The following is a 13,102-nucleotide window of genomic DNA, read 5'->3' as shown; positions in this document are numbered from 1 at the left end:
ACCAGGCGCGCACCATCCGTATTCCGGTGCACATGATCGAGACCATCAACAAGCTGAACCGCATCTCGCGGCAGATGCTGCAGGAGATGGGCCGGGAAGCCACGCCGGAAGAACTGGCCGAGCGCATGGATATGCCGGAAGACAAGATCCGCAAGGTGCTGAAAATCGCCAAGGAGCCGATTTCGCTCGAAACGCCGATTGGCGACGACGAAGACTCCAACCTGGGCGACTTCATCGAAGACAGCACCATGGAATCACCGTCCGACAGCGCCAATGACAAGAGCCTGGAAGAAGCCACCCGGGATGTACTGGGCGGCCTCACCGCACGCGAAGCCAAGGTACTGCGCATGCGCTTCGGTATCGACATGAATACCGACCACACGCTGGAAGAAGTCGGCAAGCAGTTCGACGTCACCCGCGAGCGCATTCGTCAGATCGAAGCCAAGGCCCTGCGCAAACTGCGCCACCCCAGCCGCTCCGATCACCTGCGCACCTTTATCGACGAGCAGTAGACGCCCCTTGTAGGCGCTGCGGTTCGACGTTTCGACTTGCCTGCGCTAGGCGGCTCAGCCGCCCGATCAAGGGGCCTGCGGCCCCAAGCGCGGCCGAGGCGCGCGCCTACAACGGAGGCTGATTTGTAGGCGCTGGCTTGCCTGCGCTTGGCCGCTAGGCCCTCTCTCGGCCACACCACTATTGAAAGCAGCACACCCTCCGCTATAATGCTGCCCCTTGGCGAGGACGCATCCGAGCCAAGCAGCAACAAGACCCAATCAGGGGGCCTTTAGCTCAGTTGGTTAGAGCAGTCGACTCATAATCGATTGGTCGCTGGTTCAAGTCCAGCAAGGCCCACCATTCCCTCTCTTTATGTTGTCCCTTTTGTTGTTGCGCTCATAACTTGTCCGCTTCGGACAGTTTATGGTCGCAATGTTTGTAAATTTGTCCGCTCTTTCAGCATTGAACACAACCACGCTCCCTGACTAAACCACGCCCCCCCCCGCCACTGCTGCGTTTCAGCTCATTATCAGCAACTATGGATTTTCAGACAGCTGGGTTTTCGAGTTGCGACATTCGTGGAACATTAGTGGTGCGCATGTTCTACAGCTATTCTGCAGATTGGAATCCCCACAGACAAACTTCAATGGGGAGATTACCGAGCCTGATCATGGCTATCGAGAAGAAAGCGCAACGAATGCCGCAATTCTGCAGGTCCCGGGTATTTTTCGGGATTCCAGCACAATTCGATTCCGGAACTTTTCAGGCAATTCAAAGGACTGCATGTAAGGAGCAGGGTTCTGCTCCGAATGGTATCGATAGATCTGAACATTGATCATGCCCGGTTTTCCCTGAGTCTGTTGTCCTTCTTGCACATTGAACGAGCTAGGGTGCCGACTGAGCCTACAGGTCGTCCATCCGTCCGATCTGACTGGCCAGTCGCTTTGTTTGGTTTTCTTCCATATCGAGCAGCGATTGCAGAAGTGTTGTTGCTTCGGGTATGACTGCGGTGCCGAGGAGAGTGCGATAGAGGGCATTGATCTGTTTGTGAAAGTTGAATATTCCAGCCCTGATCTCATCAATATCCAGCTTGGCGCAGAGTGCATCGCAAACCGAATGTGCAGTGATCATATTGTGCGGAATGTAATCATAGACGTAGGTATCTGAAGCCCTGGAGTTGGCCTCCTGTTCGAACTCGGCAACCATTTTTTCCATTTCCGCTTCGTGAGCAGCAACATACGTGAGCAAGGAGGCGGCTCGCTCATCACCATGGTTCGAAGCGCAGTTCGTCAGGCACTGCGCCAAAAGCTCATGCATCGTCCGAGTCCACTCGATCAACTCCCCAACCGTCTTGATTTGCATAATCTACTAATCCTTGTGCAAAAATCATCTCTTGTTTATTTCTCCCTCAACTTGGCCACTCGTTGAACCCTGGAAAGGAGTGCAATATGTTGGATCATTACTGCAGGCAGGCGCATCGTGGTCTGTGCGTTGACGCACAGACCACCATCAATTTTGAGTGCCGGCTTGAGCTTTCCCGGACACGCTGTCCCCCCCACACTGGAGCCACATGGCCTTTTGTGGTCGATGGTCAAAACTCTCTTGAAATGTTCATGGTCTGAACGATGCGCGCGAATGTCAGGCTTTGCTGACCGCTTCACTGCTGGCTGACGTGAGATTCAGGGACAACACTTGGAGCTGAAGACTGAGTTCAACGAAATTGCTGCAGAAGCAGACCGGCTGTGTGCGGGCCGGCTCTGAGCTCAGCAAAGTTTAGTAGGTTGTCAGTGCAAAACTGAGCAGCCAGCGCTGCCCGCGTTCAATTCTTGAAACCTGGTGCTGGTAGAGGTCCGGCCGGAACAGAATGAACCGCCCGAACAGGTTGAAAAGCGTTCTGTCGCAGATGAACTCGCCGCCCTCTTTCGGCTTCACCAGCACCCAATTGAATTTGTACAGGCGCCCCTCGGCGATCATGTCCAGATGCGGCAGGATGCTGTGGCCCTGCGAGTACCGCACCAGGTACACATTGAAACGCCGGGACCGAAACAGAATTCGGGTTTTTACCTTGTCTGGCATGGCAGAACTGATTGCCTTGACGCTAGTGATCAATCAATTGTGCGCGTCCGGCTGCGAAATTTAAAGAGGCATGTCAGTGAGCGACTCGCCTGAACCCCCACCAGAACAGCCAGCCGATCAACAACACTTCTCCGACAAAGGTGAAGCTGGCAAGACCCAGGCCATAGTGGCTGATCATGACCTTGCCCAGTGTATCGATCAGATAACCCAGCCCGGCGATCACGACCAGAGCACCCAGCAGCGACGGGAAAAGGTTGGTTCGAATGATCAGATATCCCAGAACGATCAGATGACAGCCGAACACCCCGAGACCAAAGTAGAAAGCCGAGAAGAAACCGTTGAACTGATGCTGCAAGAGCAGTTGCCAGTGCGTGCTGTCGGGTGCGGGCGCCTGCAACAAGCTCTGCACTTCGACCAGTGCCACCGTGGCCACCAGCAGCACGGCGGTATAGACGAGGCGGAACCAGGCCGCAAGCAGCGAAAGGTGCGGGTTGGCCGGAGAGAAGACACCGTGCAGTGCCCAGGCCAACACCAGGTCCAGAACGGCTACAATAAAGAAGATGAGAATGCTGACTCGAAACAGGGTACCTGCGGCCTGCATGGCGCTGATCTGAGCGGCGGTATCACCCGCCGTCTGGATCGGCTCCAGCACAACGAAAAACGCAATAGGCGCCAACAGCGCCATGGTCAGCAAGGAGAAACCGGCTATGATGGCGGCTCGCTTTTGATCAACAAGAGAGACAGGGTGCGACATGACTACTTTCCTCTTCGATGGATGGCAACGACTGTTAGCCACGCATCCTAATGCGCCCGTCAGGCCCGTATTTGATAATTTGTGCGAATCGAGTGTATTTGCAGGTATGTTTCGACAATGACGGCGCACCAGAACTTCGGCTTTTTGCAGACATTGGTGGACGATATAGAGGCGAACCTGGCTGACGAGGTTAACGTGCTGGCGCTGTCCGAGCTCAGCGGGCTGTCGCCCTGGCATTTTCAGCGCTGGTTCAAAAGCCTGATCGGCGACACCCTGGGCTCTTACATTCGCGGGCGTCGTCTGACTCGGGCGGCGCAACTGTTGCTGGAAACCAACCAGAGCATCATCGATATTGCCGTCGGTGTTGGCTTTGGCTCCCACGAGGCGTTTACGCGCTCGTTCAAGGCCTATTTCTCTATGTCCCCAAAAGAATTTCGGCAACAGCGACCTGCAGTGCTTCTGAACGAAAAGCCCATTCTGGACGAAGGACTGTTGCATCATATTGCCCACCGGGTAACACGAGAGCCGATCATTCAAGTCAGGCCGGCAATCAGCCTGGTCGGTTTTGCCACCGTGATCCCGTCGCCTTTTGCAACTGACCAGACCAGTTGTCACCTTATGGAGAATGCCTGGAGGGAGCTGTTCGAACAGGAAGGCAGGGTGCCGGGAGGGCGCGCCAAAAGCTATTTCGGCCTGACCCTCAGCGAATCCGGTCAGTTCACGGAAGAGGAACTGACCCATCTGGCTGCCATCGAAACGACAGAACCCGAGAAGGCACCGGCAGGCATGGTGGTCCATTCTCTGCCGGAGCAAACCGTTGCTGTGTTCAGCGTAACGGGAATGGACGCAGAGGCGGTCAACCGTACGATCGACTTTATCTACGGCTACTGGCTGCCGAAGTCCGGATACCACCGGGGTGAAGGCAGTGACTACGAGTGGATGGAACAGGTCGAGCAGTTTGATGCCTCGACCGACTCAAAATATGTGATTCCGTTGAACAACACTTGAGATCACAACCAGTTGACTCAGCCCCTAAGCCGCATCCGACTCCACTTTCACCGCCCCGCCAAAATAATGATCGGCGATGGACTGGTGCAGTGCATTGAAGCCGATCTGCAGGTCATCCACAAAGTCGTGCAGCAGGTCAGGCTCGCCGGCCATGGTTTCCAGGTCGGCTTCGAGCAGTTGCGGCAACAGGTTGTCGACGACGGCCTGCACTTCTTCGTGGCGCGGCAGGTGTTCCAGCGAGAAAGACAACCGGGCGAGACAACAGGCGATGGCGCGGGGGAAGGCCTGATCCTGCAGCAGGAAGCTGAGCACGTCTGGCCCACGCACGCGCAAACGCACCTGCTGGCGGTACATCTGGTAGCCGGTCAGTGATTTCAGCACGCTCATCCATTGCAGGTTTTCAAAGGGCGTCAGGTCTTCCGGGGTGCGCGGCAACAGGTTGGCTGAGCGCACATCGATGATGCGGGTGGTCATGTCGGCACGCTCCAGATTGCGCCCCAGCATCAGAAAGGTATGCGCCTGGGTGTAACTCAACGTGCCCTCGATCAGGCCGTTGATGGTCTGACAACTGCGAATCACCCGCTTGAGGAAGGTGTCGCGCCGGCGCGAGTTGATACCGCCCTCCACCTGCTTCTGGGTGTCCATATACAGGGTATTCAGCTCTTCCCAGACTTCCCGCGGCATGATGTCGCGCGTAGTGCGCAAGTTTTCGCGCGCCGCTTTCAGGGACGACAGGATCGAGCCGGAATAGCGCAGATCGCCACACATGAAGCTCAGCACGTTTTCCATGGTGGGCTGTTCATAGTGCTCTTCAAACAGAGCTTCTTCGCCGGTAATGATCAGCAGCGAGTCCCAGTCGAGGCGAGTGGTCGTGGGGTAGTCGAGCAGCAGGTTGCTGGTCACATTGATCAGGCGCGCGGTGTCTTCCGCCCGTTCCAGATAGCGCGCGAGCCAGTATACGTTTTCAGCGACACGAGACAGCATGATGAAGTCCTCCTGTTAGTCCTGTTCCGGCGGCGGTGGGGTGGGATACGGGTTGTCCACATCAACAATCCAGGTGTCCTTGCTGCCGCCCCCCTGGGACGAATTCACCACCAGTGAGCCCCGAGTCAGGGCAACGCGGGTCAGGCCGCCCGTGGTGACGTAGGTGTGATCCTTGCCTGACAGGATAAAGGGCCGCAGGTCGACGTGCCGGGGCTCCAGTTGATCGTCTATCAGCGTCGGTGTGGTGGAGAGCTTGAGCGTCGGCTGCGCCATGTAGTTGCGCGGATCGGCCTTGATCAATTTGGCGAACTTATCCCGGTCTTTTTTGGTGGAATGCGGCCCCACCAGCATGCCGTAGCCGCCGGATTCATTGGCCGGTTTCACCACCAGCTCGTGCAGGTGTTCCAGCACGTAGTTCAGGTCATCGTCGCGCATGCACAGGTAACTCGGTACATTCGGCAACAGCGGCTCCTGGTCGAGATAGTACTTGATAATCTCGGGCAGGAAGGCATATACCACCTTGTCATCGGCCACCCCGGCCCCCGGGGCATTGACCAGCCCGACCTTGCCGTTGCGCCAGGCGCGCATCAGGCCGGGCACACCCAGGGCTGAGTCCTTGTGGAAGACTTCCGGGTCCAGAAACAGATCGTCAACGCGCCGGTAAATCACATCCACCCGTTTCAGGCCGTCAACGGTGCGCATGTGCACCGTATCGTCGTCATCCACCACCAGATCGGACCCTTCCACCAGCACCACGCCCATCTGCTGCGCGAGATAGGAATGCTCGAAGTAGGCCGAGTTGTAGATGCCGGGGGTCAGTATGACGATCTCGGGGTCGTCACCGGGGCGCGGCGACATGGAGGCCAGCATGTCATAAAGCTGGGCCGTGTAGTCGTCAATGGGCTGGATGCGGCCCGTGGCGAAAAGCTCCGGCATCACCCGCTTGGTGACATTGCGGTTTTCCAGCATGTAGGACACGCCGGAGGGCACGCGCAGGTTATCTTCCAGCACGTACAGGGTGCCCTTGTCGTCGCGCACCAGATCAGAGCCGCAGATATGCGCCCAGATCTGATTGGGCGGACTGACGCCCATGCATTGCGGCCGGAAGTTGACCGACTGCGCCAGCACTTCTGCCGGGAAGACCTTGTCCTTTACGATGCGCTGGTCGTGATAAAGGTCGTGGATGAACAAATTCAGTGCTTCAACCCGCTGCTTGAGCCCCGCTTCGGTGCGTTGCCATTCCGACAGGGGAATAATGCGCGGCACTATATCGAAGGGCCAGGCACGATCGATCATGCTGCCTTCGGAATACACCGTAAAGGTGATGCCCATGACCTGAATGGCCACTTCGGACGCATTCTTCAATTCTGCCAGTTCGCGACCGCCCAGTTCTGCCAGATAGTCGCACAGCAAATTGGCTGCGGGGTGTGGCTGCCCGGGTTTGACCATGAGTTCGTCATAAAACCCTTTGCAGGCATATTCGTCCCAGTTGATTTTGCTCATGTGACTTCTTCCCCGCTCAAGTCATCTCAACCATCTTGTTGATTCGGTTACGCGTGTTGCGTGTCTTGCAGATCAAGCGTGTAGGGCGTGGCACCCTTGGGCTCCGCAGGTGTCACCGTCAGCCCCCCTTGGGTATGCCCATGCGGCCAGAACCTTGCCAGTCGGCGCGCTTCGGCCGCATTGGCGTTGACGGGCGCCCGCTGGTGATTGCGCCCTGCCGGGTCGGCAACGTGATAGGTGCAGCCGCCCAGCGATCGTTCATTCCAGGTGTCGACCAGGTCAAACACGAGTGGAGCATCCACCGTCATTTGCTCGTCGCCCGCTGCGGGCCAGGCGCGATAGCGCACACCCGCCACGGCTTCGCCGCTGGTGCCTGTTTCATGCAAGGGCAGTGCCCGCCCGTTGCAGGTCACCAGGTGGCGACCGGGCGTCAGACCGGTCACCGTCACCTGCAGGCGCTCGATGGACGTATCCAGGAACTGGCTGTGGTCGCTGCCGGCTCCGAACTGCTGAGCCAGATGCCAGGGTTCCAGGGCCTGGCGCAAGGCAATGGTCACGTCGCCATATTGCACCTTGCCGCAGCGCGGAAAGTGGAACTCCAGAAACGGGGCCAGCCACTCAGCCTGAAAATCGATGCCATGGGCCTGCAGGTCACGCACGATGTCTTCCAGATCTGTCCACAGACAATGCGGCAGCAGCCAGCGGTCACGAAGAGCCGGCCCCCATGACACCAGAGGCCGGGCATAGGGTGCCTGCGCCAACCTGGCCACCAGGGCGCGCAACAGCAGCGTCTGAACCAGGTGCAGGCGAGCGTTGGGTGGCATCTCGAAACCGCGCAACGTCAACAGGCCACGGCGCTCGGTCGGCTGATGCTGTGGACAGAGCTGGGTAAGATCAAACTCGGTGCGATGCGGGTCGCCATCGCGACTGGTCAACAACGGGCCGAGCAGCGCATTGATACGGCTGCCACTGGCCTGGCCCTGGTGCAGCGCCTGCAAGGCCGAGGCGAGGTCGTTCAGCCGGTTGGGATTGGTCTCATCCGCCCGCGGCGCTGAACTGTCCGGCCCCATGAACAGGCCGGTAAAGCAAAACGAGAGTGACGGGTGGTGCTGCCAGTAAGTGATCAGACTCGCCAGCAGATCCGGTCGCTGCATAAACGGCGAGGTCTCCATCGTCTCGCCACCCAGAGTGATGTCACCACTGCCGGTACCGGTATGGCGGCCATCCAGACGGAACGTTTCCGCACGGAGCCGATTCTGTCGGGCTTCGGAATAAAGGCCTTCTGTCTCTGCCACCAGCTCCAGCCAACGGGTTTGCGGCCTGATGTCTACCTGCAGCGTGCCCATATCGAGATCAAGCAGTGCATCACGCGCCAGCAGATAGTCCGCCAGGGGAGGCGCATCCAGTTCCGGCGTCTCTTGGAACGCAAATGTGGTCTTGCCGCCGGTGCTCAATGTCAGATCCTGACCGGCCAGCGCTTTATCGACCGTGCCGCCCAACGTCAGAATGTCCTGCCACTGGGCCTCCGTATAGGGGCTGGTGACACGGGGCGCGTCGTGCAGACGGGTCACGCTCATGTCATGCTCAAGCCTGACTTCGCACGGACTGCTGGTACCGCTGATCGGTGCGGCAGTGCCGGGCTCGGGCGTTGCCGCCAGCGGGATGTGCCCTTCCCCGGCGAACAGGCCCGAGGTGGTATCCAGCCCAATCCAGCCGGCGCCGGGCACGAACACTTCGGCCCAGGCGTGCAGGTCGGTAAAGTCGACATCCGTGCCGGATGGCCCGTCCACGGCCGCTTCATCCGCCGTGAGCTGTATCAGATAGCCCGATACAAAGCGCGCCGCCAGGCCGAGGTGGCGCATGATCTGCACCATCAGCCAGGCCGAATCACGGCACGAGCCGCGGGCCTCTTTCAGGGTCTGTTCCGGACTCTGTATGCCCGGCTCCATGCGCACCAGATATTCGAGGTCCTGCACCAGTCGCTGGTTGATGGAGACCAGAAACTCGGCCATGGGCCGCGGGTGAGTCTCGATCTGCGCAACCCACTGCTCCAGCAGCGGCCCACGTTCGGTGATCTCGAGATAGGGTCCGAGGTCCTTTTTCAGCGCCGCCGGATAACTGAACGGGAACTGCTCGGCGTAGGACTCGAGAAAGAAATCGAAAGGATTGACAACAACCATGGGCACGATCAGCTCAACGGCCACGCGCAATTCTGTCACCTTGTCTGGAAACACCACCCGCGCCGCATGGTTGCCGAACGGGTCCTGCTGCCAGTTGATGAAATGCGGCCCCCCGTCGATCTGCAGCGAATAGGCATCAGGTGCCACGCGAGAATGCGGTGAGGGTTTCAGGCGGATAAAGTGGGGAGAGAGCGTGACCGGGCGATCAAACTGGTAGTGCGTGCTATGTTGAAGAACAACGCGCAGAGTCATGCGTTCGGCTCACAGGCAATAAAAGACGCCTTCGCAGCATGAGATAGTCTACTTCGCATACCGCGAAAGATCGTTGTCGGGCCGAACCAGCCGCCACCTTGGCGTCAAAATATGGTCCGTCATTGCAGAGAGTGTAGCCGATGTCACGATGCCCGGAAAGTGGGGATAAAATCTGCCGGGCGCTGCGCCAGTGGGTTACACTGCAACTTGCTGATTTCATTCAAGGGCGCCTGTCTGTATGCCTAACCCGGCCAATCAAAGTGATTTACTGCAGCAACTGCTGAGCAGTTATCTGGCGGCGCGTGGGCCCCTGGCTGAGGGTTATGATGAGCTGGTCAATGCAGAAGGTCATTTTCGCGCCCGCTGGCAACCGCTGTTGACCGAATTTGAAGCCCAGGCGCTGGACGGGCTGGCCTCCCGCGCCAGTGAAGCCCAGGCGCTGCTGCACGAGAATGGCGTCACCTTCAATGTCTACGAAGACGATGTGGGCAAGCTGCGCTCCTGGCGTCTGGACCCCATTCCCTATGTGATCAGCCCGCAAAGCTGGGAACTGCTCGAGAAGGGCCTGAAGCAGCGGGTCCGGCTGCTCGAACTGCTGGTGGACGACCTCTATGGTGAGCGACAGGTGATCAAACAGGGTATCCTGCCGCCCGAGCTGGTCTACAGCCATCCCAGTTGGCTGTTTCCTGCTGCCGACACCACCCAGTTTGGCGATCGGCCAAGGGTCATCTTCCAGGGTATTGATGTGATTCGCGACCAGTTCGGCGCCTGGCGGGTCCAGAATGACTGGACGCAGGCACCATCGGGTGCGGGCTATGCGCTGGAAAACCGGATCATCCTGTCTCGGGCCCTGTCGCAGTTGTACCGTGACGCGCCGCTGCGTCGCCTTGCCGGGTTTCTGCAGGCCCAGCATCGGTGCCTGGCGGCCCTCGCGCCGCAACGCCGGGACAACCCCAATATTGTGCTGCTGACGCCCGGGCCCGGAAGTTCCGGATATTTCGAGCACGCCTGGCTGGCCAACTACATGAATTTTTCCCTGGTGGAAGGCACGGATCTGGTGGTGCGGGACGGCCAGGTGTCGATGCGCACACTGGGCGGCCTGAAGGCAGTGGACGTGATCGTGCGCCAGATTACAGACCCCTGGTGTGACCCCCTGGAACTGCGCGGCGACTCACTGCTCGGGGTGCCCGGGCTGATGCAGGCGGCACGGCGCGGTGAAGTGGCCATTGCCAACAGTCTGGGTACCGGTGTGCTGGAGCATCCGGCACTGGCGGCGTTTCTGCCCCGGCTAAGCTGGTTTCTATTGAAGGAGCCGCTGCAACTGGCGGGGCGTGATGTCCTATGGTGCGGCGACCCTGATTCTCTGTCGCGCGTCGTGCAAAACCTGACCCCCTGGCAACTGCGGGAGATCGGTGAACCGAGCCGCACTATCAAACCTGCGGAGCTGTCGGCAGAAGACGCCGCAGCATTGACTGCAGCAATGGAAGCCGCACCGCATTTGTATGTTGCCGAGCAACCGCTGAAGCCGGCAACGGCGCCGAGCTTTGATGCGGTGCAGCACGCCATCGCCCCGGAGCCCGTGAATCTGCGCTTTTTTGCCCTGGCCGATCCCGCTGAACAGGGTGGCCCGATTACTGATCGCAGACACCGCATCATGCCCGGTGGTCTGGCCTGGGTGGCGCCACCTGGCACGCCGGTAATGGAAAGCGCCGTGGTAAAGGACATCTGGGTGCTGGCCCCGGTGGCACAGCCCCATGTCCCGCAACTGCGCCGCGCCAAGGGCGCCGTGCTGGTCACCCGCGACGGCACAGACCTGCCCAGCCGGGTGGCCGAAAGCCTGTTCTGGACCGGTCGCTATGGCGAGCGCCTGGACAACCGTGCCCGGTTACTGCGCGAGGCACTGCACAGCCTGGTGGAAGAAGGTCAGCAACCGCTGGAGGAGACCCTCTTACCGGATCTTTTTGCCGCCCTGAAACTGGAATTGCCCGGTATTGTGCCAGTCGCTCCGGGTGAGCACCCCTCCCGTGAAGTGGTCAATCAGCGCGCGGGTGAACAGTTCAAGGCGTTGCGCCAGCAACTGATGTCGCTGTTCGGGGAGCCCAGAGCAGATGGACTGCCCTGGATGTTCAGCCTGATGCTGAAGAATGGCCGGGCCGTGCGCGACCACTTGGGCGATGATGCCTGGCGAACGCTCAACACGTTGCGCCAGACCTTCAATGACCTGCCTCAGATACAGGGGGCCAGTAGCGGGCAGCGTTCTCTGGAAGATATCGTGACCTTGCTGGCGGCTTTCTTCGGGCTGTGCAACGAAACCATGCCCCACCATTATGGCTGGCGCTTTATGGACATTGGTCGCGTCATCGACCGCCTGATGGCCAACCTCGAGTTGCTCAAACTGGCGCTGGTGACAGCACAGCTGCCTGGCCCAAGGCTTTGGGAGGCAGCGCTTGCCACCACGGACAATCTGACCGTTTACCGGCGACGCTACCGTTCACAACTCTACCCTGCGGCCATGCTGGACCTGCTGTTGTTCGATGAAAGCAACCCCAGATCGGTGGGCTATATGCTCAAGCGCCTGGGCACCCAGATTGAACAGTTGCCGCGTGCGGATGACAGCCCTTTCCGCAGTCAGGAAACCCGTCTGGTCATTCAGGCCACCAGCCATTTGCACCTGGTCGACATAGCGACACTGACCGACCTGGAGAGCTCGGCGGCGGCGCGCAAGGCACTGGGCAAACTGCTCGATCAGATACTGATCCCGCTGTCGGGACTGTCGGAGGCCATTTCGCACAGCCACTTCAGCCATGCCGAGACGCCGCAGCAGTTGGTCAACCAGCAGGGGTCCTTTTGATGCGCTATCGGGTGCGACACACAACCCATTACGACTATTCCAGTCCGGTGACCCTGAGCCACAACGAGGCGCGCCTGCTGATGCGCGACGTGCCGGGGCAATCCTGCACGCACAGTGAGCTAATGATCTCACCGCCCCCTTTGAGGCAGCGCGAGCGACGGGATTTCTTTGGCAACCGGGTGGTGTACTTTGCTATTCAGGACATTCACCACAATCTCGAAGTGACCGCCAGCAGCGAGATCACGACCCAGCCCAAGGCACCACCACCCTCATTGGATCTGACTTGGGAGACCGCAGCGGCCCAGTTGCGCCCGGGTCGGGAGCGGGCCTCTGCACCGCATGGTCCGGAGTGTCTGGAAGCCTCGCTGTTCAATATGGACTCGCCATTTATCCGCCAGGGTCCTGCCCTGCGTGCCTTCGCGCAACAGTGCTTTACGCCGGGACGCCCCATGGTAGAAGCGGTACTGGCACTGAATACGCTGATCTTTGAGGAATTCACTTACGACCCGGAGTTCAGCACTTTGGCCACGCCATTGGCCGATGTGCTGGCCAACCGGAAAGGTGTCTGCCAGGACTTCGCCCACCTGGCGATTGGCGCCCTGCGCTCCATCGGTCTGGCGGCGCGCTACGTCAGTGGCTATCTGGAGACCCTGCCCCCACCCGGTCAGGAACGTCTGGTCGGCGCCGACGCCAGCCATGCCTGGCTGAGCGTCTATCTGCCGGGCTGGGGCTGGCTCGACATTGATCCCACCAACAGCAGCACGCCGGATGAACGCTACCTGACGCTGGCCTGGGGGCGGGATTACGGAGATGTCACCCCACTGAAAGGGGTAATGAATGGCGGCGGCGCACATGACCTGAAGGTGTCCGTGGACGTCATGCCGCAAGCCGCCGACTAGTGTCCTGTCTGGTTAATTCGGCGACTCTCTGCGTGCGGTCTGCGGTCTCTGGCCAAGGCGACATCCCGCCGGCGTGGTGGGCCCACTTCAAGGGATGTCAACA

At 59.5% G+C, this 13,102-nt stretch carries 10 protein-coding genes and 1 tRNA gene; 5 read left to right on the top strand and 6 right to left on the bottom strand.

From position 1 onward, the window contains the following. On the top strand, positions 1-512 hold a 512-nt coding region (locus LAT62_RS13690), incomplete at its 5' end, for a sigma-70 family RNA polymerase sigma factor (RefSeq protein WP_293385004.1). A gap of 263 nt (positions 513-775) precedes the next feature. Continuing rightward, a tRNA-Ile gene (locus LAT62_RS13685) sits at positions 776-852 on the top strand. Positions 853-1,395: 543 nt separating this feature from the next. Here LAT62_RS13685 and LAT62_RS13680 read toward each other — a convergent pair. From LAT62_RS13680 to LAT62_RS13670, 3 genes are all read right to left on the bottom strand, one after another. Next, a complete protein-coding gene (locus LAT62_RS13680; RefSeq protein WP_293385001.1) occupies positions 1,396-1,854 on the bottom strand; it encodes an ATPase in 459 nt (152 codons plus the stop codon). Positions 1,855-2,265: 411 nt separating this feature from the next. Continuing rightward, positions 2,266-2,568, bottom strand: coding sequence for a 2OG-Fe(II) oxygenase (locus LAT62_RS13675; protein WP_293384998.1), 303 nt, complete (start codon positions 2,566-2,568; stop codon positions 2,266-2,268). Between the two features lie 73 nt (positions 2,569-2,641). Then, complete coding sequence (locus tag LAT62_RS13670; RefSeq protein WP_293384995.1) at positions 2,642-3,322, bottom strand: DUF4386 domain-containing protein; 681 nt, start codon at positions 3,320-3,322, stop codon at positions 2,642-2,644. 117 nt (positions 3,323-3,439) lie between these two features. Between LAT62_RS13670 and LAT62_RS13665 the strand changes: the two genes are divergently transcribed. Then, complete coding sequence (locus tag LAT62_RS13665) at positions 3,440-4,330, top strand: AraC family transcriptional regulator (protein ID WP_293384992.1); 891 nt, start codon at positions 3,440-3,442, stop codon at positions 4,328-4,330. A gap of 24 nt (positions 4,331-4,354) precedes the next feature. Here the strand turns inward: LAT62_RS13665 and LAT62_RS13660 are convergent, their stop codons facing one another. The 3 genes from LAT62_RS13660 to LAT62_RS13650 are packed head-to-tail and all read right to left on the bottom strand — an operon-like array spanning position 4,355 to position 9,249. Beyond that, entirely contained in the window at positions 4,355-5,314 is a 960-nt protein-coding gene (locus tag LAT62_RS13660) for an alpha-E domain-containing protein (RefSeq protein WP_293384989.1), read from the bottom strand. Positions 5,315-5,329: 15 nt separating this feature from the next. Beyond that, complete coding sequence (locus LAT62_RS13655) at positions 5,330-6,817, bottom strand: circularly permuted type 2 ATP-grasp protein (protein WP_293384986.1); 1,488 nt, start codon at positions 6,815-6,817, stop codon at positions 5,330-5,332. A gap of 47 nt (positions 6,818-6,864) precedes the next feature. Further along, on the bottom strand, positions 6,865-9,249 hold the full coding sequence (locus LAT62_RS13650; protein ID WP_293384983.1) for a transglutaminase family protein: 2,385 nt from the start codon (positions 9,247-9,249) through the stop codon (positions 6,865-6,867). 238 nt (positions 9,250-9,487) lie between these two features. Between LAT62_RS13650 and LAT62_RS13645 the strand changes: the two genes are divergently transcribed. Beyond that, complete coding sequence (locus LAT62_RS13645; protein WP_293384980.1) at positions 9,488-12,100, top strand: circularly permuted type 2 ATP-grasp protein; 2,613 nt, start codon at positions 9,488-9,490, stop codon at positions 12,098-12,100. Further along, a complete protein-coding gene (locus LAT62_RS13640) occupies positions 12,100-12,999 on the top strand; it encodes a transglutaminase family protein (RefSeq protein ID WP_293384977.1) in 900 nt (299 codons plus the stop codon). The genes LAT62_RS13645 and LAT62_RS13640 overlap by 1 nt, the downstream gene beginning before the upstream one ends. The last annotated feature ends 103 nt before the right edge of the window (positions 13,000-13,102 follow it).

It is taken from the genome of Natronospirillum sp., from assembly GCF_022565775.1.
In the GTDB taxonomy this organism is placed as follows: Bacteria; Pseudomonadota; Gammaproteobacteria; order Pseudomonadales; family Natronospirillaceae; genus Natronospirillum.
The sequence above is the reverse complement of the archived record's forward strand: the minus strand, read 5'-3'. Positions and strand labels throughout refer to the sequence as shown.